The sequence below is a fragment of the Bradyrhizobium sp. USDA 4449 genome (genome assembly GCF_054056275.1).
On sequence record NZ_JBSRYD010000001.1, the window covers coordinates 1047704 to 1069657 of the forward strand.

The 21954-nt window shown below is 64.5% G+C and carries 15 protein-coding genes; 11 read left to right on the plus strand and 4 right to left on the minus strand.

Translation table 11 applies throughout. From position 1 onward, the window contains the following. The first annotated feature begins 364 nt into the window (after nt 1–364). From ACVIIW_RS04990 to ACVIIW_RS05000, 3 genes are all read left to right on the plus strand, one after another. The gene (locus ACVIIW_RS04990; protein WP_456699724.1) at nt 365–1147 is read left to right on the plus strand and encodes a class I SAM-dependent methyltransferase; all 783 of its coding nucleotides are present in this window, start codon (nt 365–367) and stop codon (nt 1145–1147) included. A 296-nt stretch (nt 1148–1443) separates the two neighbouring features. Continuing rightward, a complete protein-coding gene (locus ACVIIW_RS04995; protein ID WP_456699725.1) occupies nt 1444–3735 on the plus strand; it encodes an exopolysaccharide transport family protein in 2292 nt (763 codons plus the stop codon). Beyond that, nucleotides 3728–4567 (plus strand): WecB/TagA/CpsF family glycosyltransferase, encoded by an 840-nt coding sequence (locus ACVIIW_RS05000; protein WP_456699726.1) that lies wholly within the window; start codon nt 3728–3730, stop codon nt 4565–4567. Before ACVIIW_RS04995 ends, ACVIIW_RS05000 begins: the two co-directional genes overlap by 8 nt. A gap of 66 nt (nt 4568–4633) precedes the next feature. Here the strand turns inward: ACVIIW_RS05000 and ACVIIW_RS05005 are convergent, their stop codons facing one another. Then, nucleotides 4634–8749, minus strand: coding sequence for a bifunctional diguanylate cyclase/phosphodiesterase (locus ACVIIW_RS05005; protein ID WP_456699727.1), 4116 nt, complete (start codon nt 8747–8749; stop codon nt 4634–4636). A gap of 298 nt (nt 8750–9047) precedes the next feature. Here ACVIIW_RS05005 and ACVIIW_RS05010 point away from each other — a divergent pair, with 298 nt between their 5' ends. From ACVIIW_RS05010 to ACVIIW_RS05020, 3 genes are read left to right on the plus strand one after another with little or no spacing between them, the layout of a single operon-like run. After that, nucleotides 9048–10100, plus strand: coding sequence for an Ldh family oxidoreductase (locus ACVIIW_RS05010; protein ID WP_456699728.1), 1053 nt, complete (start codon nt 9048–9050; stop codon nt 10098–10100). Nucleotides 10101–10118: 18 nt separating this feature from the next. After that, entirely contained in the window at nt 10119–11486 is a 1368-nt protein-coding gene (locus ACVIIW_RS05015) for an LLM class flavin-dependent oxidoreductase (RefSeq protein ID WP_456699729.1), read from the plus strand. 14 nt (nt 11487–11500) lie between these two features. Then, nucleotides 11501–12328: a fumarylacetoacetate hydrolase family protein gene (locus ACVIIW_RS05020; protein WP_456699730.1), complete on the plus strand. Its 828-nt coding sequence runs from the start codon at nt 11501–11503 to the stop codon at nt 12326–12328. Here the strand turns inward: ACVIIW_RS05020 and ACVIIW_RS05025 are convergent. Continuing rightward, entirely contained in the window at nt 12288–13208 is a 921-nt protein-coding gene (locus ACVIIW_RS05025; protein WP_456699731.1) for a LysR substrate-binding domain-containing protein, read from the minus strand. The genes ACVIIW_RS05020 and ACVIIW_RS05025 overlap by 41 nt on opposite strands. 148 nt (nt 13209–13356) lie before the next feature. Here ACVIIW_RS05025 and ACVIIW_RS05030 point away from each other — a divergent pair, with 148 nt between their 5' ends. From ACVIIW_RS05030 to ACVIIW_RS05040, 3 genes are read left to right on the plus strand one after another with little or no spacing between them, the layout of a single operon-like run. Then, entirely contained in the window at nt 13357–13698 is a 342-nt protein-coding gene (locus tag ACVIIW_RS05030) for a hypothetical protein (protein ID WP_456699732.1), read from the plus strand. A gap of 55 nt (nt 13699–13753) precedes the next feature. Beyond that, nucleotides 13754–14269 carry a hypothetical protein gene (locus ACVIIW_RS05035; RefSeq protein ID WP_456699733.1) on the plus strand — a complete coding sequence of 172 codons (516 nt, stop codon included), beginning with the start codon at nt 13754–13756 and terminating at the stop codon, nt 14267–14269. A 10-nt stretch (nt 14270–14279) separates the two neighbouring features. Beyond that, on the plus strand, nt 14280–15119 hold the full coding sequence (locus ACVIIW_RS05040; protein ID WP_456699734.1) for an MFS transporter: 840 nt from the start codon (nt 14280–14282) through the stop codon (nt 15117–15119). A gap of 28 nt (nt 15120–15147) precedes the next feature. Here ACVIIW_RS05040 and ACVIIW_RS05045 read toward each other — a convergent pair whose 3' ends face one another. Next, the gene (locus ACVIIW_RS05045) at nt 15148–15603 is read right to left on the minus strand and encodes an Lrp/AsnC family transcriptional regulator (protein ID WP_456699735.1); all 456 of its coding nucleotides are present in this window, start codon (nt 15601–15603) and stop codon (nt 15148–15150) included. A gap of 154 nt (nt 15604–15757) precedes the next feature. Between ACVIIW_RS05045 and ACVIIW_RS05050 the strand changes: the two genes are divergently transcribed. Together ACVIIW_RS05050 and iaaH are read left to right on the plus strand one after the other, a co-directional pair. Continuing rightward, nucleotides 15758–19189, plus strand: coding sequence for an indolepyruvate ferredoxin oxidoreductase family protein (locus ACVIIW_RS05050; protein ID WP_456699736.1), 3432 nt, complete (start codon nt 15758–15760; stop codon nt 19187–19189). Nucleotides 19190–19271: 82 nt separating this feature from the next. Continuing rightward, on the plus strand, nt 19272–20792 hold the full coding sequence (iaaH, locus tag ACVIIW_RS05055) for an indoleacetamide hydrolase (RefSeq protein WP_456699737.1): 1521 nt from the start codon (nt 19272–19274) through the stop codon (nt 20790–20792). A 117-nt stretch (nt 20793–20909) separates the two neighbouring features. On the opposite strand, the gene ACVIIW_RS05060 is transcribed toward iaaH, so the two are convergent. Then, nucleotides 20910–21818, minus strand: a complete 909-nt coding sequence (locus ACVIIW_RS05060; RefSeq protein WP_092229896.1) for a LysR family transcriptional regulator — start codon at nt 21816–21818, stop codon at nt 20910–20912. Between the last annotated feature and the right edge of the window lie 136 nt (nt 21819–21954).

The following is a 21954-nucleotide window of genomic DNA, read 5'->3' on the forward strand; positions in this document are numbered from 1 at the left end:
TGTTGAAAAAGCCCTGCGTCCACTGTGCCGCGACGGCACGGTCGCGCGGGACAGATGCGTCCCGAAATGGATGGCCTGCCTCGTTGCTGAATCTGCGCCGCAGCGCCGATCTCACCGCCATCGAGCAGGCCATCATACGTTTAACCGCTTTCGCATGCTTTTTCGGCGAATTCCTTCACGCCTGATACTGCAACTTTCAGTCCAATGCCAACGGCGCAACATGGACAATGCCGTAGTTAACGCAGGGCGCGATTAACCCGGCCGTAAGCACCGCGACCGGTGAAGCTGCGCGGCATCGGATTTGCTCTTCGGGAACGAGAGACTTTTCCTGTAAATTTGAGTCGAACAAGCGCGGTCAGAAAACATGAACAAGTCAGCCACGATCGATCTCGCGACAGCTACCGCCCCCGAACACACCCAGGCACTGCTCGACCTCGCGGCCGGCGAAGCCCGCGACAGCCTGCTCGGTGTGCACGACGTGCTGCGCCGCGAGCTGCCGCAGGGTCGGTTGGCCATCTACGAGGCGGGTGGCGGCTCCTCCAGCTTTCTGCCGATGGACGTGCTTGGCCGCAGTTACGTCACCGTCGTGGATATCGATGAGGACCAGGTCCGCAACAACACCTATGCGGACGAGGCCATGCTCGGCGACGTGCAGACCTATCGCTTCGGTTCCGAGACTTTCGACCTCGTGATCTGCTACAACGTGATCGAGCACCTGCCCGACGTGGAGGCGGCGCTTTTGAACTTCCGCGATGCGCTCAAGCCCGGCGGGATGATGCTGATCGGCGCGCCCAATCCGCGCTCGCTGTCCGGCGTCGTCACCAAGTACTCGCCTCACTGGTTTCATGTCTGGTTCTACCGGAACATCCGCGGCATCAAGACGGCCGGAATGCCCGGCCAAGCGCCGTTCCCGACGTTCTTCCATCCCCTGGTGACGCTGTCGAAGCTCGAGGCGTTCGCCGCCGCCCAGGGCCTCGAGACGATCTACCGCCGCGAGGTCGAGAGTCCGCGCTATCCCGAGATGCGGCGACGCACGCCGCTGTTCGCCGCTCTCGTCGACGCCAGCGCCGCCGCGATCAATGCCGTGCTTCCGCGCGGCACCGACGTCCGCCGCGGCGACTATCACGTCATCCTGCGGAAGCGCTGAGGGCGATGCGCGCGCCGGCCGGCTTTGATGCTACCAAGACGGATGCGCAGCCGCCGCGAGGCACGTGCGGTAACGAAACGTTAATTGCTGCGGGAGCGCCAGCGCCGAAGCGTCACGAGGACGCGGCATTTGCCGAGCTGCGCTTAAACGCTTTGTTTGCCATTTCGGTGAATAGTCCCTCAATGAGTATGGTTAATTTTCCCTGTTGCGTTGATTGCGCACCCATATCCCCGGTGCGAGGCGTAAAGCGAAGGGTAACCCCTCAGCCCGCGGCGTTGGAATGAAAGCTGGGGACGATGCTTGACTACAACCAGCCGATCGATCGGGCCAGGAATCCGACCACGTCGGAGGCCCCGCAACGGAAGTTCGAGGCCAGCTTCGGCGTGCTGGAACTCGCCGGCCTGCTGTGGCGGCGCAAGATCGCGATTGCCTCTGCAGCGCTGATCGGCGCGTGCCTCGCCGTCACCGTCGGCAAGAGCCTGACGCCCCGCTACACCGCGACCGCCCAGCTTTATGTCGACCCGCGCGAACTCCAGCTCGTCGATCGCGAGCTCACGCCCCGCGCGCAGGACGTCTCCGGCATGTCCATGCTGGTGGAGAGCCAGGCGCGCCTGATCACCTCCAACAGCGTGCTGTTGCAGGTCGTCCAGCAGGCGGCTCTCGACAAGGATCCGGAATTCGGCGGCGGGGACGGCAAGACCCTGGGCTCGTCCCTGCTCGGCCTGATCGGCCTGCAGCTCCGCCCGCCCTCGGCCGCTGAAGCCAAAGAAGTGCAGCTCGCGGCCCTCGATGCGCTGAACAAGCACATCACGATCCGCAAGACCGACAAGAGCTTCATCGTCGACGTCGAGGTCTGGTCGATCGATCCAGCCAAGGCGGCGATGCTCGCCAATACTCTGACCAACACCTACCTGACGGAATCGCGCAACTCGCAGGCCGTTGCGGCGCGGCGCGCCACCAGCGAGTTGTCGGGCCGGCTGAAGGAGCTGCGCGAACGGCTGCGCAATGCCGAGACCGCGCTTGCCACCTACAAGGCCCAGAACAATTTCGTGGGCACCCAGGATGCGTTGATCAGCGATCAGCAGCTCTCCTCCAGCAACCAGCGGCTCTCGGCCGCCCGCGCCGCGACGATGGACGCCCAGGCACGGCTGGACCAGATCGAGGCAAACAAGCGGACCGCCGCGGACGCAGGTGCGATCCCCGAAGCACTGCAATCGCCGACGATCGCGAACTTGCGCGCGCAATATGCCGATGCCCGCAAGAAATATGCGGAGCAGACTGCCGAGCTCGGCCCGCGCCATCCGGCCCTGCGCCAGACCGAAAAGCAGGTCGAGGATCTCAAGCGCACCATCAACGAAGAGATCGACCGCTTCGCGCTGTCCGCCAAGAATGACCTGACCCGCGCCCGGGACTACGAGGCCTCGCTCAACCGCGCTCTGGAAGCGCAGAAGCGGCAGAGCGTGCAGCTCAGCCAGGCCGCCGTGCGCCTGCGCGAGCTCGAGCGCGAGGCCGACGCCAGCCGCGACGTCTACCAATCCTTCCTCAAGCGCTCACGCGAAACCGAGGAGCAGGAGACGCTGAACACCTCTGCCGCCCGCGTCATCGGCGAAGCCACGGTCCCGCAACGCCGCTCGTTCCCGCCGGCGATGAGCCTGTTCGCGATGATCGGCTTCATTTTCGGTGCGCTTGCCGCAGCCTCCTGGTTCGTCGCGGCCGAGCATCTGTTCAACGGCGCGACCGCCCCGGAACCCGGCCGCCGTGAGCGTACGCCTGCGCCGGACGTTCCGAAGCCCCAGGACGAATCCGCCGCGCCTCCGCCGGCGGTGTCCCTGGTCGAGAAACCGCTGATCGCCCGCCTCCAGGAGGCCGACGTGATCCGCACACTCGGCGCCATTCTCGCCACCGGCAACGGCGTCGATCTGACCCGAATCGGCTGGCCGACATTGCGCCCGGGGTTTCCGCTGACGACGCTGCTCAACGCGTTGCGCGACATGCGAGCGGCGATAGCGCGCCGTGCCGGCAGCAAGCCAATGCCGGCGGTCGCACTGATCGGGGCCAACCAGACGGCGGGGCGTAGCGTGACCGCACTGAATTTCGCGCTCGCGGCCGCGCGCGACGGTAGCCGCGTGCTGATGATCGACGCCGATCACCAGGCTCACGCGCTCTCGAACAAGGTCAGCCGCCCGGCCAAGGCCGAACCAGGCAAGGTCGGCTGGCTGTCGATTGGCAACAAGGCCGCGCGCGAGGTCAAGACCGCGAATGGTATCTCCGTGCTGCCGGCAACCGAAAGCGATGCAGAAAAGGCCGCTGACGCCATCCGCAGGTCGATCGCACAGGCGCGCGCGACCGGCGGTCATGACCTCATCATTCTCGACGGCCCTGCGATGCCGCTCTCGGCTGCCGGCCGGAAACTGCTCGATAGCGCCGATGCGGTGGTGGCGGTGCTGGCGACCAGCCTCGACATCAATGACGGCATGGAAGAGATCCTGGCCGCACTCGGCGACGGCCAGCGCAAGCTCGTCGGCGTCGTGCTCGACGAACTTCCCCCCGCTGTTCAAACGCGCCAGCGAGGCAAACAATATGCTTGAGCGCCGCGTCAACCTCGAAGGTCGGGCCGCGACCGCCGACGTTCCACGGATCACCGTCGGCGGCCTCCGCATGGCCGCACTCGACCTGGAAGCAACCGCCGACTTCATGATCGAGGCGACCGATCCGCGTCACCGCATCGGCCGTCCGCTGTACCTGACCTCGGCCAACGGCGAAGTGCTGGCGCGCTGCTCGACAGAGCCGCAGACCGAGCGCCTGTTCCGTGCCGCCGACCTGATCAATGCCGACGGCCAACCGCTGGTGGCTGCCTCGAAGCTGCAGTCCTGGTTTCCGCTCCCCGAGCGCGTTGCCACCACGGACCTGTTCCATGTCGTCGCGCGCAAGGCGGAGACTGCCGGTCGCAGCTTCTACATGCTCGGCGCCAGCGAGGAAGAGAACGCTGCGGCGGTCAGGCGAGTCCAGAACCTGTATCCGAAACTGAAGATCGTCGGGTTCAGCCACGGCTACCTTCGAGGCGATGCGCTGCAAGCCAAGGTCGAAGAGATCAACGCGCTCGCACCGGACTTCCTGTGGGTCGCGCTCGGCGTACCCAACGAGCAGGCTTTCGTCGAGGCATACACGCCGCTGCTGACCAATGTCGGTGTCATCAAGACGTCAGGCGGCCTGTTCAACTTCCTCTCGGGTAGCCGCTCCCGCGCGCCGCAATGGATGCAGAGGCTCGGGCTCGAATGGGCCTGGCGCACCTGGCTCGAGCCACGCCGCTTGTTCTGGCGCTATTTGACCACCAACCCACGCGCCATCTATCTTCTGTTCAGCCGCAATCGGCCCCTCAATCGCCGACAAGAGCCGACAAAAGACATCCCGCCACGGTGATCCGCACTGCCTGGGGCCCGGCAACAGACGGCGCACCCCTCAAATTGCGCCAAGCAATCGCAGCCCTCACACGACGGCGCGCTTCAGCGGCAGCGCCACCGTCTCGTCCACACCGAGGCCCGCCTCAGGCTGGAGCGACGGCGCAAGCAACAGCTCCATGGGGCGCAGCAACTCGGCCATCTGCCTTGCCGGTAACGGCTTGGCGATCAGGAACCCCTGCATCTCGTCGCAGCCATGGGTGCGCAGAAACGTCTCCTGCTCGGCGTTCTCGACGCCCTCGGCGACCACGGTCATGCCCAGCGCCTTGCCCATGCTGATGATCGCCTGCGCGATCGCCTGGTCCTCGGAATCGTGCGGCAGGTCGCGGACGAAGGAGCGGTCGATCTTGATGGTGTCGATCGGGAAATGCTTCATCAGCGACATCGACGAATAGCCGGTGCCGAAATCGTCGATGGCCAGGCGAATGCCGCGGCTCTGAATGGCGTCGAGCACCTTCAGCGCGCGTCCGACGTTGCGCATCATCATGCTCTCGGTGACTTCGAGTTGCAGCAGCACGGGCGACATGCCGGAGGCTACCAGAGCCTCGTCGACATCCTGCAACAGGTGCTCATCGGCAAATTGCCGCGGTGACAGGTTCACCGCCATCGAAAGCGGCAACAGGCCGCGGCGCTGCCAGGCCATCGCCTGCGCGCAGGCTTCTTTCAGCACCCAGCGGCCGATCGGCACGATCAGGCCGGTCTCTTCCGCAAGCGGAATGAACTGCGACGGCGAGACGTTGCCGAAAACGGGATGGTTCCAGCGCAACAGCGCTTCCACGCCGGTGATCTGACCGCTCGCCATGTCGACCTTGGGCTGGTAGTTCAGCGAGAACTGCTCGCGCTCGAGCGCCCGGCGCAGCGCACTCTCGAGTGAAAGACGCTCGATCGACTGCGTCGTCACCTCTTTGGAGAAGAAGCGATAGCCGTTCTTGCCGTCCTCCTTGGCGAGATACATCGCCATGTCGGCATTCTTGGTCAGCGTCTGCGCGTCGGAACCGTTGGCCGGATACATCGCGATGCCGATCGAGGCCGTGGTGTGACACTCGTGGCCGGCGAGTTCCATGGGCACGGCGAGCGTGGCCAGCAGCCCGGTCGCGATATTCTGGACGTCGTCGATCTCGCTGCACTGGTCGAGAATTACGACGAACTCGTCGCCGCCGAGACGTGCCACCACATCGCTGGCCCGCAGCGCGCCGCGCAGCCGTTTTGCCACTTCGAGCAGGAGCAGGTCGCCCGCCTCATGGCCGAGCGAATCGTTGATGACCTTGAAGCGGTCCAGGTCGATGAACAGCACCGCGAAACGGTGATCGCGGCGCTGCGCCACGTCGATCGCCTCACGCAGCAATCCGTTGAAGGTCTCGCGATTCGGCAGGTCGGTCAGGCTGTCATGCGAGGCAAGGTATTCGATGCGTTCGTCCGCCCGGTTTTTCTCGTCGGCGCGGTCGAAATTCTCCATCGCAAAGGCGACGTTGTCCGCCAGACGCTGCAACAGCTCGACGAATTCGGGCGTGAATGTGTCCTGCTCGATCGACATGTAGATCATGACACCGACCGGCTTGTCGTGCGTGATCAACGGGAACGCCGCGCCGGAGCGCGCGCCGCCGCCCTGGAGGACCGAATGGAAGGCGCTCACCCTGTGGTCGTTGACATAGTCGTTGCTGATGCAAGGCTGCCGGGTGCGGAACGCCGTGCCGCTCATGCCGCGGCCTTCGGGCCGGTCGGCGTCGATGGAAAGGCGAACGTTTCGCGTGGTCTCGGCGGACGGCCCCGCGGCCGCGACGGTTGCGAGCTGATCGCTGTCCGCGCAGGCAAGCGCGATGGTCGTCGAGGTGAACTTGCCGCCGGTGGAGGCGGCCTGACACACCAGCTCGAACAGCTCGGCGCGAGACTTCGCGCGCATGATCGCCTCGTTGGTGGCGCTCAGCGCCGCGAACATGCGGGTTAGACGCTCCTTCTGCGCCTCAGTGCGGGCCTTTTCTTCGGCGCGATTGAAGTTGTCGAGCGCAAAGGAGACGTTTTCCGCGAGGCGCCCAAGCAGCTCGACCAGATCAGGGGTGAACGCATTCTCTTCCGGCGCAAGAAACAGCAGAATTCCGATCGGTTCAGTGCCGTCGCGAAGCAGCGGAAAGCTGGCGGCCGCGCGCGTGCCATCCTCCTTCGCCTTCGCGTGCCAGTGCGTCGATCGAGGGTCACTCAGATAATCATTGATGACGCTTGGACCGCGGGTTCGCAGCGAGGTGCCGATGATCCCCTCACCCTCGGGATGCCCTGGGGACACGCAACATGTACGCCCGGACATTCGCTCCTGAAGGCGCCCCTTGACCGCGACGACGCGAACGAGTTCGCGTGTCTCGTCAAGGATGCCGATCGTCGTCGAGGCGAACACATCGCCCAGCACGGCCGCCTGGCACACCACCTCAAACAGCTCCTCGCGTGTCTTGGCACGCATGATCGCTTCGTTGGTGGTACTTAGCGCCTCGAACATTCTGGTGAGGCGATTGCGCTGCTTGTCGGCTTTCGCCTTCTCATCCGCGCGGTCGAAATTCTCGAGTGCAAAGGCAACGTTGGCCTGCAGGCGCTGCAGCAGCTCGACGAACTCCGGCGTGAACGTGCCGCGTTCCGGCGAATTGAAGAGAAATACGCCTTCGACGCGCTCGCCGTTGAACAGCGGGAGTGCCGCGGAGGATCCGATGCCGTTGCGGCGGGCGTTGCCGTGCCAGGGCTTCATCCGGTCGTCAGCCAGCACGTCGTTGCTGATGGCAGGCTGGCGCGTGCGGAACGCCGTGCCAGTCAGACCGCGTCCCTCGGGTAGCAGTTCGGAAATCGAGAATTTCGAGCTGCGAACGATATCCGCGTTCGGACCATAGCTGGCGACGACGCGAAGCAGCTCGGCCTGATGATCGACGAGCGCGACGGTGGCCGAGGTGAATTTGGCGCCCTTCGCGGTCGCTTGGCAGACGAGTTCGAACAGCTCTCCCCGCGACCGCGCGCGCAGGATCGCCTCGTTGGTCGCACTCAGCGCCGCATACATGCGCGCCAGGCGATCCTCCTCCTCGGCGATTCGCGCCTTCTCGGCCTCACGGTCAAAATTGTCGACCGCAAAGCAGACGTTCTCGGCAATGCGCAACATCAGCGCGACGATTTCCTCGTCCTTGGCCCAGGACCGGCTGAGGAAGGCGAGGATGACGCCGATGCTTCGGCCATGCTTGACCAGTGGCGCCGCGACCACGGCGGCGGCGCCCGTCACGAGATTGAGCTTCTCCCACGGCGTTCCCTTGGTACGGAGCGGGAGATCGCGCTCGACGATGGGCTTCTGGGTTCGAAACACCTCGCCGGAAATGCCGCGGCCGTAGGGATTCTCGGGGTCGGTGGAGTAACGCGTCCGCGCCACGATCTCAAGGCTCTCGCCGGTGCCCGCGACGGGCTGCAGCCAGTGCGAATCCGGCTCCTTCAGCAGCACGAAGGTCGCCAAGGACTTGCCGCCGTGCACGGAGGCGTCGCAGACGAGCTGATACAGCTCCTGCTCGGTTTTGGCGCGCAGGATGGCTTCGTTGGTCGCGCTGAGCGCACCGAACATGCGATTGAGCCGCCCTGTCGCGCGCTCGCTGTTCTGCCGCGCCGTCTCGCGCGAGAAGTTCTCCAGCGCATAGGAAATGTTGGCCGACATGCGCCCGAACAGCGACACCATCTGCTCACTCAACGAGCCGGGCTCGCTACGGGTCACGAACAGCACGCCGACGCTCTTGCCGTTGCACAGAAGCGGCAGCGCCGCCGCGGCGCCGATATTCGCCCTGATCGCCCCCTCACGCCACGCCAGCGAGCGGGGATCGTTCAAATAGTCGTTGCTGATGCAGAGCTTCTGGGTTCGGAACGCTTCGCCGCCGACGCCCGAGCCCTCCGGCGCGTCAGCTTCAGTGGTGATCTTGATCGCGCGCAGGCGCGCCACGTCGTCACCGCGCCCGGCGGCAAAGCGCAAGTGCTGACCGTCCGGCTCCACCAGGAACACGGCAACGGCCATGAAGTCCCCACTCGAAAACCCGGCGTCGCAGACCTTCTGGTACAGCTCGTCCGGCGATTTCGCGTAGAGGATCGCTTCATTGATGGCGCTCAACGCCGCAAAGGTGCGCGCGAGTGTCGTCGTCACGATCTCAACTCCCGGGCATTTCTGCCTTGTTGTCCCTGCCCTTTTTATCAACGGGGATCGCCTAAGTGGTGGTTATTGCCGCAATGAAACCGCCAATCAGAGTGAACGAGCAGCGAATGACCGTTGAAAAACGTGCGGGAATACCGTCGCGCGGAGGGAATCTTCGAGGAAAGGCGTGCTCTCTCACGAATCTGCAGCCCTGTATTGGTTTACGGGACATTGATATCGCAGCTCCGCTTTGAGACGATGGCGTCCAACAAACCGCCCCGTTAAGCGGGCGAAAAGCCGAGGAAACGCCATGCCTGTGGTCAAGGCCGACCGCCTCACGCGCGTCAGCGCTGCGCTGCTCCGTGCTGCCGGCGCCTCCGAGGACGAAGCGGACGCCGTTGCGATCGGATGCGTCAACGCCAACCTGGCCGGGCATGACTCCCACGGCGTGATCGCGATTCCCTCCTATATCGACCGCATCAAGGCCGGACACATCGTTCCCGGCGCCGCCTGGACCATTGTCCAGGAATCACCGACCACGACCGTGATCGACGGCCATTGGGGTTTCGGCTTCCACGTCAACGCCAAGGCGATGGCGCTGACGATCGAAAAGGCAAGGACAGCGAACGTTGCCGCCTGCACCGTGTTCCGGCAGAGCCATGTCGGCCGCCTCGCCGCCTATCCGCTGATGGCGATGCGCGAGGGCATGATCGGGATCGCGACAGCCGACTCGGGCCGCTCACCGAAGCACGTCGCGCCGTTCGGCGGCAGGGCGGCGCGGCTCGGCACCAACCCGATCTCGATCGCAGTTCCGTCCGACCTCGAAACGCCGTTCTATCTGGACATGGCGACCTCGGCGGTGGCCTCCGGAAAGATCCAGCTCGCGGTCGCCCGCGGCGAGGAGATCCCCACCGGTTGGATCATCGATGCCGGGGGACGGCCCACCACCGATCCCACCCAATACCGCAAGGGCGGCGCGCTGCTGCCGCTGGGCGGCACCGAGGGCTACAAGGGCAGCGGGCTGGCCGCGATGGTCGAGGTGCTCTGCGGCCTTCTCACCGGTCTCGGCTTCGGCGTCGAGCCGACGGGACGGCACAATGACGGATGCTTCATGGCGGTGTTCAACGTCGCCGCATTCCGCCCGCTGAACGAGTTCAGGCGCGAGGTCGCGGAGTTCGCGCGCTACCTGAAATCGACGCCGCCGTCGGCAGGCAGCAAGGGCGTCTATTATCCCGGCGAGATCGAGGGCCTGCGCGAACAGCAGCGTCGGCGCGACGGCATCGAAATCGAGGATGCGACCTGGGAGAAGCTGCGCACGCTCGCGCGCGACTACAGGCTCGACACCGTGCTTGATCTGTCCTGACACAATTCGGAGAACGGCATGAACCGGCAGATGGTCCTGGTCGGCTTCCTTCAGGCGCAGAACTGCACGAATCTGCCGAGCTCGTGGCGGCATCCCGACTCGCGCTCCGATTCGATGTCGGCGGATTATTATCAGGACATCGCGAAAATTCTCGAGGCCGGCAAGTTTCACATGGCCTTCTTCGACGATCGTCTGGCGATGCCGGACCGCTACGGCAATGACCACACCCACACCGTCGAATACGGTATCCGCTGCGTGAAGATGGATCCACTGATCGTGCTGAGCACGATGGGCATGGTCACCGACAAGCTCGGGCTCGGGGCGACCTGCTCGACCACCTACTACGAGCCCTTCGACGTCGCTCGCCGCTTTGCCACACTCGATCTGATGTCGGGCGGGCGCGCGGGCTGGAACGTCGTCACCTCGCTCAACGACGGCGAGGCGCTCAATATGGGGCGCGACTCCCATCCCGAACATGATTCCCGCTACGACAAGGCCGACGAATTCATGGAGGTGGTGCTCGGCCATTGGGACACCTGGGAAGACGGCGCCCTCATCATGGACAAAACGAGCGGCCGCTTTGCCGATCCGAGCAAGGTGAAGCGGCTCGACCATAAGGGCGCAAACTTCAAATCGCGCGGACCGTTCACCGTGCCGCGTTCGGATCAGGGCCACCCCGTGATCATCCAGGCCGGCGCATCCGGTCGCGGGCAGCGCTTTGCCGGACGATGGGGCGAAGTCATTTTCACCGCTGCCCGCAACCTCACGGCGGCCAAGGAAGGCTACGCGTCCGTGCGCAACGAGGCTGCCAAAGTCGGTCGCGATCCTGACGAGATGTTCCTCTGCAATCTGACGACGCCGGTGTGCGCGGCGACCAAGGCGGAAGCCGAAGACAGGATGGCGCTGATCAACAAGCTTCCGCTCGAGATCGATGCGCTGTCGCTGCTCGCCGAGGCGCTCAATTACGACTTCGCCTCCAAGGATCTCGACGCGCCGCTGACGACGGATGAACTGAAGAGCATGCAGGGTATTCTCGGCATCCGCGACGGCGTGCTGAAAAACTCCGGCAAGAGCAATCCGAGCGCGCGCGATTTCGTCACCTTCTCCGGCCGCGGCCAGGTGCAGGATGCCATGGTCGGCGGTCCCAGGGAGATCGCGGACAGACTGGAGGAAATGTTCGTCGAGCGCGGCTGCGACGGATTTGTGATTGCCGCGACCTATGTGCCCGGCTCCTATGCCGACTTCGTGCAGCATGTCGTGCCGGAGTTGCAGCGGCGCGGCCTGTTCCAGAAAGACTACCGCGGCAAGACGCTGCGGGAAAATCTCGGCTTGAGGCGGCCTGCCGCCGGCGCCTGGAAGATAAAGCCGCGCGATGCCGCGGAATAAGACGAGGACACAACATGCGCTGGCTGACATTCACCGCCTCCGGCAAAACCTCCTGGGGCCTGATCGAGGGCGACCAGGTGATCGCGATCGAGGGCGACCCCTTCGGCGAATGGCAGCGGACGTCGCGCACGCATCCGCTGTCGAACGTGAAGATCGAGCTGCCGCTGATCCCGCGCACCTTCTATTGCGTCGGGCTGAACTATCTGAAGCATCTGAAGGAAGCTGCCGACAAGGCCGGCACGGTCCCGGCCGTGCCTGATCGTCCCGAGATCGGCTACCGCGCCCAGAACGCGCTGATCGCGCATGACGAGGACGTCGTGATCCCGTCCTTTGCGACGGAGAAGATCCACTATGAGGGCGAGCTCGCCGTCGTCATCGGCAGGAAGGTGAAGCACCTCACCGAGCAGAACGCGATGGACTGCATATTCGGCTACACCATCGGCAACGATGTCAGCGAGCGCTCCTGGCAGAAGGCCGACCGCAGCCTGTGGCGCTCGAAGAATGCCGACACGTTCAAGCCGATGGGCCCGTGGATCGAGACCGAGGCCGATCTTGCCGGGATGGAGACCATCGTCCGCGTCAATGGCAGGGAGACCAACCGCTTCCACACCAACGATATGATCTTTGGCGTGGTGGCGTTCCTGGTCGAGTTGACCAAGTATTTTACGCTGTGGCCTGGCGATGTGATCTGGATGGGGACGGACGGCGCCTCGCCTGATATCAAGCATGGCGATGTCGTCGAGATCGAGATCACCGGTATCGGGACGTTGCGCAACCGGTTTGTGCGAGAGGGACAGCCGATCAGCTCGCGCCGCCCGGTCGGCTCTTCACATGATCGATGAAGGCGCGCAGCTTCGGCATGATTTGGCGATGGCCCGGATAATACAGGAATACACCCGGCGTCATCGGCGAGAATGGCTCCAGCACGCGGACGAGCTTGCCTGCCGCGATGGCGCCGGTCGCCAATGGTGCGGGCACCTGCGCAAGACCCACACCTTCGATGGCGGCGCCGAGCATCGTGGGAAAATCATAGGCGATGAAAGGACCCGACACCGCAATCTCGACCGAACGGCCGTTGTCGCTGAGCGACCATGATGTGAGTGCGCCGTTCGATCGGCGCAATCGCAAGCAGGCGTGCAGACGCAAATGGTCCGGATGCTCGGGGCGGCCGGAACGGGCAAGGTAAGCAGGACTGCCGACGACGATGAGCGGTAGCGGCTTGGTCAGGCGCACTGCAATCATGTCAGGGGTGATGAACTGGCCCATCCTGATGCCGGCATCAAAGCCTCCGGCCGCGAGGTCGACCAGCTCCTCGCTGGCAGCCAGCTCCACCTCGATCTCCGGATAGGCCTCGCAGAACGAGGCGATCAGCGGCTCCAGCAGAATCGGGACGACCGAACGCGGCACGGTCAGGCGCAGCAACCCGGCCGGCCTCTGACCCAGCTCGCGCGCCGCCCCGCTTGCTGCGACCAGTTCCTCAAAGGCCGGTCTTGCGCGCTCGAAGAATCTTTCGCCGGCTTCGGTCAGGCCGACGCTGCGGGTGGTGCGGATGAAGAGCGCAGCCCCGACACGCGCCTCGAGCGACCGCACCGCCTGACTGATCGCCGACGGCGTCACGCCAAGTTCGGCGGCCGCCCGCCGGAAACTGCGATGCTGGGCGACGCTGAGGAACGCCTCGACACCATCGAGCGCACCCTGCCTGACTGTGAAGTTCTGCTTCATAGCCCGTGAACATTATCGCGAATAGTCGCCCACGGAAAGACGCTCTACATCCGGATTGCAAATGAGCCGCACCGGAGAAGCGAAACCGATGAAGGCAATCCGCAACGCCGTCCTGACACTCGCCCTCACATTGACAGGTGTTACCGCCATGACCGAACCATCCGCCGCCCAAGCACAAGCGCCGTCACCCACGACCACCGGGGTCATGGTCATCCTGACCGCCAAGCCCGGCATCACGAGGGAGCAAATCATGGCCGTGATGCCTGATGAAATCAGGCAGACCGTCCAGCTCTATCTCACCGGAAAAGTCCGTGAATGGTATTCGCGGTCCGACGGCCGCGGCGCCGTCTTCCTGCTCGATGCCAGGGATGTCGCCGAGGCTCACGCCACCATGGATGCGCTGCCGCTCGCGAAGCAGGACCTCATCGACCACGAATACATCGCCGTCGGCCCGCTCATGCCGCTCCGCCTGCTCATGACGAAACCCTGACCGGCCGCAGGCCTCCCCCATCCGACCTGACGAACCCTCGCAAGGACATCCGAACGTGCCACCGGACTTCAACCTTCCATTCGTTCTCAGTGTCGCAGGCGCCTTGCTGACAAGCGCGGTGGTGGCGTCTGTCTATGTTTGGCCCTTTGTGCGTGCGATGCCGCGCCACGATGCCCTGAGGCTCCTCGCGGCTTTCCACGCGTTCCGCTTTCTGGGGATGAACTTCATGGTGGCCGGGTTCGTCTCCCCGGAGTTGAACCCGGATTTCGCCCGCGAAGTCGGATGGGGAGATCTCGTCGCCGCCACACTCGCACTGATCTCAATGGCAGCGCTGTCCAGGCGATGGTCGATCGCCGTTCCCCTGGTCTGGATCTTCAACATCTGGGGCACGCTCGATCTCCTGAATGCGTATTACGTCGGCGCGACGCAGATTCAGAGCCCCGGCCTGTTCGGCGCCGGCATTTATATCCCGGCCCTTTACGTGCCTTTGCTGCTGGTCGGCCATGTCCTTGTCTTCATGCTTCTGCTGAAGCCGGACCGGCAGCACCGAGATCGTGACGCAACCGCCTGAAGGAATGCCGATGAACAGCAGCAGCATTTCCGCCGGCGTGGTTGCGCCACATCCCGCCCGGCTCAGCCTGATCTACGCCGCCGTGTTTACGATCCTGTGGACCTGGTTGATCTACGCGTTGCCCGCACTTCTCGAAAGCGGGGTGCCGGCCCTGGGGGTTCGGCTGATCTCTTACGGCCTCCTCGCGCTCGGCTTATGGCTCGGCCTCGAACGCACGTCATTGACGCCGAAACAGCGCCAGGCGAGTTGGCTGTCCTTCATGATTCCATTCACGCTATGGGCCACCGCAGCCTGGACAGCCGCCATCGACGGTGCGTTCCGCGCAGGTGCGTCCTCCCTTCCGCTGCTTCCCGCGGCGATGCTGCTGCCGGTGATCGTGGGCGCTCCCGTGCTGCTGATGTCGAAACGGATCGGACAGCTGCTCGACGCCATGCCGGCCACGTGGCTCATCGCCCTTCAGCTTTACCGCATCTTCGGCAGCCAATGGCTTGCCTATTGGCTGGGAGGGTCGCTGCCGGGCCTCTGGGCATTGCCGGCAGGAACAGGCGATGTGCTCACGGGCCTTTTCGCCATACCCGCGGCGATTGCCGTCGCAAGCGGAACGGCGGAGGGACGGCGCGCGGCGATCCTTTGGAATGTCCTCGGCCTTGCGGATTTCGCCGTCGCGATCACCTTGGGGATGATCATGTCGCCTGGCCCGTTTCAGCTGATCATGCCGCAGGGTCCGAGCATGGCTGTCGATAGCTTTCCGAATGTGCTGACGCCCGCTTTCGTGGTGCCAAGCTCGATCCTGCTGCACGCCCTGTCGCTGCGCCAGCTATTCCGTCGCCGCACCGCCGAGACGGTGTGAATGACGGCTGGGCGCGAACGAAGCATCCTCAAAACGGCAGCGCAACGCCGGTCTTGATTTCCTTCAGGACGACGTTGCTGCGGACGTAGCGGATGCCGGGGATGCGGAACATGAACTCGTCGAGGAAGCGGTTGTAGGCGACCATGTCCTGCACGACGACGCGCAAATGATAGTCCGCATCGCCCGTGGTCGCAAAGCACTCCAGCACCTCGCGGCGCGTGGTGACGCGAGACACGAACTCGTCGACGAATTTGGCATCGTGCCGCTCCAGCGAGACGTGGAGGATGGCGGACATCGCGAAGCCCGCCTGCTCGCGCGCGACCAGTGCCGCATAGCCGCGGATGACGCCGCTGTCCTCGAGCGCGCGCACCCGGCGCCAGCAGGCCGAGGTCGACATGCCGACCTCATCGGCGAGCTGCTGGTTGGTGGCGCGGCCGTCCTTCTGGAGATGCGCGAGAATCCGCATGTCCTGATCTTCAATCATCGGGAGCCCTCAAATCGGTTAACTCTACCAGATTTCGGCTTTACAAGCAAAACCTCACCGATTTTACGCCCTGTCCGGGGATAGATAGGTAAGACCTACCAGCGCCCTGGGCTTACCCTGCGCCTGTTCGGCAGGATGCCGCGCGAGGTCTGCCATGGACGCCATTCCGTCACTCGACGCCTACGAACTCTCCGACCGCTACGATCGCGCGGAGGGCCGCGTCTTCCTCACGGGCACGCAAGCGATTGTCCGCATCGCGCTCGACCAGGTCAGGCGCGACCGCGCTGCGGGCCTCAACACGGCCGGCTTCATCTCGGGCTATCGCGGCTCGCCGCTCGGCGGCATCGATCTCGAACTCTGGCGCATCCAGCAGCGGTTGAAGCAGGACCGCATCGAATTCCTGCCCGCGGTGAACGAGGACCTCGCCGCGACTGCTGTGCTCGGCTCGCAGCAGGTCGAGACCCAAGCCGACCGTGAGGTCGATGGCGTGTTCGGTCTTTGGTACGGCAAGGGCCCCGGCGTCGATCGCTCCGGCGACGCGCTCAAGCACGGCAATGCCTATGGCTCCTCGCCGCATGGCGGCGTGCTGGTGGTCGCCGGCGACGACCATGGCTGCGTCTCCTCCTCGATGCCGCACCAGTCCGACGTCGCCTTCATGAGCTGGTTCATGCCGACGCTGCACCCCGCAAGCGTCAGCGAATATCTCGAATTCGGCGAATACGGCTACGCGCTGAGCCGCTTCTCCGGCATGTGGGTCGGCTTCAAGGCGATCTCGGAGATCGTGGAGTCAGGCGCATCAGTCGCGCTGCGCCCGCGGCGCGCCTTCCGCACGCCCGACTTCACGGCGCCGCCGGGCGGCCTGCACTATCGCTGGCCCGACCTGCCGGGCCCGCAAATCGAGGAACGGCTGGAGGCGAAGAAGCACGCGGTCTACGCCTTCGCCAAGGCCAATCCGATCGATCGCCACATCTACGACGTCCCGAACGCCACCTACGGCATCGTCACCACCGGGAAGGCGCATCTCGATCTGATGGAAGCGTTGCGGCTGATGGGGCTCGACGAAGCCGCCTGTCGCCGCATCGGCATCGACGTCTACAAGGTCGGCCTGGTCTGGCCCTTGGCGCTGCACGACGCCATGGATTTCGTGAAGGGCAAGCGCGAGATCCTCGTGGTCGAGGAGAAGCGCGGCATCATCGAGAGCCAGTTCAAGGAATATTTCTACGACTATCCCGGCGCAAAGCCGGAGCGCATGGTCGGCAAGCACGACGAAACCGGTGCGCGGTTGATTTCGTGGATCGGCGAGCTGTCACCCCGTGCGCTGGCTGGCGTGCTCGCCCGGCGGCTCGATCCAATGTTCCCGGGCCTCAATCTTGCCGCACGCGCGGCCGCGCTGTTGCCCGAGGCCGCCCGCACGATCAACGTATCAGGCGCGACGCGCACGCCGTATTTCTGCTCAGGATGTCCGCACAACACATCGACAAAGGTGCCCGAGGGCTCGAGGGCGCTGGCCGGCATCGGCTGCCATTTCATGGCGAGCTGGATGGACCGCGAGACCTCGTCGCTGATCCAGATGGGCGGCGAAGGCGTGAACTGGGCGGCCTCGTCGCGATTTACCGGCCGCAAGCACGTGTTCCAGAATCTCGGCGAAGGCACCTATTATCACTCCGGCTCGATGGCGATCCGCCAGGCGATCGCGGCCAAGGCCAACATCACCTACAAGATCCTGTTCAACGACGCCGTCGCCATGACCGGCGGCCAGCCGGTCGACGGCCCCCTCAGCGTGCATGCGATCGCACACAGCGTGAGGGCCGAAGGCGTCGCGCGCATCGCACTGGTGTCGGACGATCCCACGCAATTCCTGTCAGCGGATCTGCCTGATGGCGTCACCATTCATCCGCGCGAGGAGATGGACACCGTGCAGCGCGAGCTGCGCGGGGTCGCCGGCGTCTCGGTCCTGATCTATCAGCAGACCTGCGCCACCGAAAAGCGACGCCGCCGCAAGCGCGGCGAGATGGCCGATCCCAAGCGCTTTGCCTACATCAACGATCTCGTCTGCGAAGGCTGCGGCGACTGCTCGGTCGAGTCCAACTGCCTCAGCGTCGAACCGAAGGAGACGCCGTTCGGCCGCAAGCGCCGGATCAATCTCTCGGCCTGCAACAAGGACTTTTCCTGCCTCAATGGCTTTTGCCCGAGCTTTGTCACCGTCGAAGGCGCCACACGCCGGAAGAAGAGTGCGAGCCAGATCGACGCGATCGGCCACGCGGCTACGCTTCCCCTGCCGCTCCCCACAACACTCGACCGGCCCTACGATCTACTTGTCACCGGCGTCGGCGGCACCGGCGTGATCACGGTCGGCGCGCTGATCGGGATGGCCGCGCATCTCGAACGCCGAGGCGTCTCGGTGCTCGACTTTACCGGCTTTGCGCAGAAATTCGGGCCCGTCCTGAGCTACATCCGGCTGGCCGCCAGCGCCGAAGCGCTGCATCAGGTTCGCATCGATCAGGGCGCGGCCGATGCGCTGATCGGCTGCGATCTCGTCGTCAGTTCCTCGCCCAAGGCATCCGGCACCTATCGCCGCGGCACCCGTGCCGCTATCAACACGGCGGAAATGCCGACCGGAGACGTTGTACGATTCCGCGACGCCGATCTCGCTTCGCCTGCCCGCCTGCGTGCGATCCGCCAGGTCATCGGGAACGACAATCTCGACAGCATCAACGCCAACCTGCTTGCCGAACAGCTGCTCGGCGACGCCGTCTACGCGAACATCATCATGCTCGGCTTTGCCTGGCAGCGCGGCCTGGTGCCGGTCTCGCTGCAAGCGCTGCTGCGCGCGGTCGAGCTCAATGGAGTCGCGGTCGAGCGCAACAAGCAGGCTCTTGCCTGGGGCCGGATCGCCGCCGCTGATCCCGATTTTTTGCCGAAGGCCAACGACCCGTCAAGGGCCGAGACGCTCGATCAGATGATCGCCCGCCGCGCCGACTTTCTCGCGGCCTATCAGAACGAAGCCTACGCGGCGCGCTACCGCGCACTCGTCGCGAAAGTTCGGAATGCCGAAGCAGGGCTCAACAGCGAGGCACTCACCGAGGCGGTTGCACGCGCCCTGTTCAAGCTGATGGCGTACAAGGACGAATATGAGGTGGCACGCCTGCACATGCAGAGCGGCTTCCTCGATGAGCTGAAGCGCGAATTCGAGGACGGCTTCAGCGTCCAGTATCATCTCGCGCCGCCGTTCCTGCCGGCTGGCCAGGACGCACGCGGCCGCCCGCGGAAGCGCGCTTTTGGCCAGTGGATCCAGATGCCGCTGGCGGTGCTAGCGCGGCTCAAGATCCTGCGCGGGACGCCATTCGATCCGTTCGGCTATTCCGCCGAGCGCCGCGCGGAACGCGAGCTGATGGCCTGGTACGAGACCTTGATCGACGTGATACTCGCCAGGCTCGAGACCGCGCCTCTGACGGATCTTGCGGCCATTGCCGCAGCGCCGATGGACATTCGCGGCTACGGGCCGGTGAAGGACGCCGCAATCGCGAAGGTCAAAGCCGAGGTCGAGTCCTTGCTGGCGCAGCCATCGGATGCCGGAGCAGCCTGAGACGTGCGTCGACGAAAATAGGGACATCCACCGCGCCCCAGCCGAGGTAAGCTGGGGTGATCACCTTCGACGGGGGAACCTCATGCAACGCAGAACCGTTTCGCTGAATTCAACCATCGCCAGCCTCATCCTGTCTACCGCCGCTCTACCGACAACCGCCGTTGCGCAACAGGCGCTCGATCTCGACCAGCTGACGATGACGCAGGCCGCGGCCGACATCTGCGCAGGCAAGGTCACCAGCAAGGCGCTGACATCGGCAACGCTTGACCGCGCCAGGGCCAATCCCAATCTCAACGCCTTCATCACCCTGGATGAGGCGGGCGCCATGAAGGCCGCCGAGGCCTTTGATGCGCGGCGCAGGAAGCGGCCGTGTCCGCCGCTTGGTGGCGTGCCCCTCGTGATCAAGGACAATATCGAGGTGGCGGGGCTGCCCTCCAGCGCCGGCACGCCGGCACTGAAGAGCTTCGTGCCGAACAAGGACGCGCCCGTCGCGGCGAGGTTGCGCGCAGCCGGCGCGATCATCATCGGCAAGACCAACATGCACGAACTGGCCTTCGGCATCTCCGGATACAATGCGGGCTTCAAAACCGGCACCGAGCCCGGCGTCCGCAACGCCTATGACAACAGCAAGATCGCGGGCGGCTCCTCCTCCGGAACCGCAGCCGCGATCGGCGCCCGGATCGTGACCGCAGGCCTTGGCACCGACACCGGCGGATCGGTCAGGATTCCCTGCGCGCTCAACGGTTGCGCATCGCTGCGGCCGACCGTCGGGCGCTATCCGCAGGAGGGCATCGCGCCGATCTCCCATACCCGCGATACCGCGGGCCCGATGGCCGCGACCATGACGGACGTGGCGGCGCTCGACCGTGTCATCGCCGGCGGCAACACGATCACACCTGCCGATCTGAAGCAGGTTCGCGTCGGCGTCGTGAAAGCGATGCAGGCCAATCTCGACGACGATACCGATGCCGCCTTCAAAGGGGCGATCGACAAGCTCAAGTCGCAAGGTGTCACCGTGGTCGATGTCGAGATGCCGCAACTCGCAGAACTCAACGGCAAGGTGAGTTTTCCCGTGGCAATCTATGAGGCCAACGCGGACATGGTCGCTTATCTCAAGCATACCGGCACCGGCCTCACGATCGAGGCCCTGGCCAAGCAAATTGCGAGTCCCGATGTGAAAGGCACCTATGATGGCCTGGTGATCCCGCACAAATTGCCCGGCCCGGACAACACGGTCGTTGACGGCAAGCCGGCCTATGACGCGGCGATCAAAACGGCCCGCCCGGCGCTCCAGGCGCTCTACCGCGACACGTTCGCGAAGAACAAGCTCGACGCCATCGCTTTCCCAACCACGCCGAAAGTCGCGATCGACTCGAACCCCGATTCCAGCAGCCTGCCTAATTTCCTGCTCTTCATCCAGAACACCGATCCCGGCAGCAATGCCGGTGTGCCCGGCATCCAGATCCCGATCGCGCTAGGCGCTTCCAGCAAGCTGCCGGTTGGCCTCGAACTCGATGGGCCCGCCGCAAGCGATCGCCGCCTGCTCGCGATCGGAATGGCGATGGAGAAGGTATTCGGCCGCCTGCCGCCACCGACGCGTTAGGCTAGTCGTTGCGGCATGACCTGCGTCACCAGCGTCGCATCACGGCGGGCCAGACGAAGGACGCGCAAGCCTGGCGGGCAAACCGGAGCAGGGGAACCGAGTTCAGGATTTCCCGCGTCAGGCGTATGGATTGATCAGCTTCTGCTGCTCGGCGCTGTGATGCACGAGCATGTCGATGAAGGTCCGGACCTTCGCCGACAGATGATGGCGATGCGGATAGACCGCGTTCATCGACATCTCGACCGGCCGGTATTCCGGTAGCAGGCGCACCAGGCGGCCGGAATCGAGATCGTCACCGACCAAAAATCCCGCCGCGAGGCTGACGCCTGCGCCTTGCAACGCCGCCTCACGCAGGGCTTCGCCACTGTTGGTGATCAGATTGCCGGAGACGCGCACCGAGGCTGGCGTTCCCTTGCGGTCGAAGAAGCGCCACTCGTCGAAGGGGTAGTTGATGTGGCGCACGCAATTGTGCCCGGCAAGCTCTTCGAGGGTCTGCACGCGCCCATGCGCCTCGATATAGGAATGCGAGCAGCACAGCACGTGCCGCCAGGTCGCTAGGCTCCGCACGATCAGGCTGGAGTCGGGCGGCGCGATCATACGCAATGCGAGATCGAAGCCTTCCTCGATCAGGTCGACATTGGTCTCGCCCATGCGGAGATCGACCTTGACTTCGGGATAGGTCGCGAGGAATTCGACCATCACGGGCGCGACGAACGGGACCATGTGGGTGGCGGTGTGAATGCGCAACGTGCCGCGCGGCGTCGATTGCAGCGCGCCGGCGATGTCGTCAGCCTGTTCGAGATCGGTGAGGATCTGCGCCGAGCGATCGTAATAGGCCTTGCCGATTTCGGTGAGGCTCACTTTTCGCGTGGTGCGGTTCAGAAGCCGCACGCCGAGCCGGTCTTCCAGCGCCTGGACATGGTTGCTTACCATTGTCGTCGACATGTTGAGGCGGCGGGCGGCGGCAGAGAAGCCGCCGTTTTCGACCACGCGGACGAAGGCCGTGAGGCTGGTGAAGCGGTCCATGGCTCGAAGCTCCGATTATCCGCCATTGCTGGATAATGCTTCCATCAATTCCGGGATTATCACAACGGCCGGGACAACGCATGTTGCAGTCGTCAAGCAGCGCACTGTTCGAAACAGGCGCATGGAAATTCCGAGG

Coding starts and splice junctions, on each gene's coding strand:
- ACVIIW_RS04990 (WP_456699724.1), top strand. CDS start 365: ATGAACAAGTCAGCCACGATCGATCTCGCGACAGCTACCGCCCCCGAA.
- ACVIIW_RS04995 (WP_456699725.1), top strand. CDS start 1,444: ATGCTTGACTACAACCAGCCGATCGATCGGGCCAGGAATCCGACCACG.
- ACVIIW_RS05000 (WP_456699726.1), top strand. CDS start 3,728: ATGCTTGAGCGCCGCGTCAACCTCGAAGGTCGGGCCGCGACCGCCGAC.
- ACVIIW_RS05010 (WP_456699728.1), top strand. CDS start 9,048: ATGCCTGTGGTCAAGGCCGACCGCCTCACGCGCGTCAGCGCTGCGCTG.
- ACVIIW_RS05015 (WP_456699729.1), top strand. CDS start 10,119: ATGAACCGGCAGATGGTCCTGGTCGGCTTCCTTCAGGCGCAGAACTGC.
- ACVIIW_RS05020 (WP_456699730.1), top strand. CDS start 11,501: ATGCGCTGGCTGACATTCACCGCCTCCGGCAAAACCTCCTGGGGCCTG.
- ACVIIW_RS05025 (WP_456699731.1), bottom strand. CDS start 13,208: ATGAAGCAGAACTTCACAGTCAGGCAGGGTGCGCTCGATGGTGTCGAG.
- ACVIIW_RS05030 (WP_456699732.1), top strand. CDS start 13,357: ATGACCGAACCATCCGCCGCCCAAGCACAAGCGCCGTCACCCACGACC.
- ACVIIW_RS05040 (WP_456699734.1), top strand. CDS start 14,280: ATGAACAGCAGCAGCATTTCCGCCGGCGTGGTTGCGCCACATCCCGCC.
- ACVIIW_RS05045 (WP_456699735.1), bottom strand. CDS start 15,603: ATGATTGAAGATCAGGACATGCGGATTCTCGCGCATCTCCAGAAGGAC.
- ACVIIW_RS05050 (WP_456699736.1), top strand. CDS start 15,758: ATGGACGCCATTCCGTCACTCGACGCCTACGAACTCTCCGACCGCTAC.
- iaaH (WP_456699737.1), top strand. CDS start 19,272: ATGCAACGCAGAACCGTTTCGCTGAATTCAACCATCGCCAGCCTCATC.
- ACVIIW_RS05060 (WP_092229896.1), bottom strand. CDS start 21,818: ATGGACCGCTTCACCAGCCTCACGGCCTTCGTCCGCGTGGTCGAAAAC.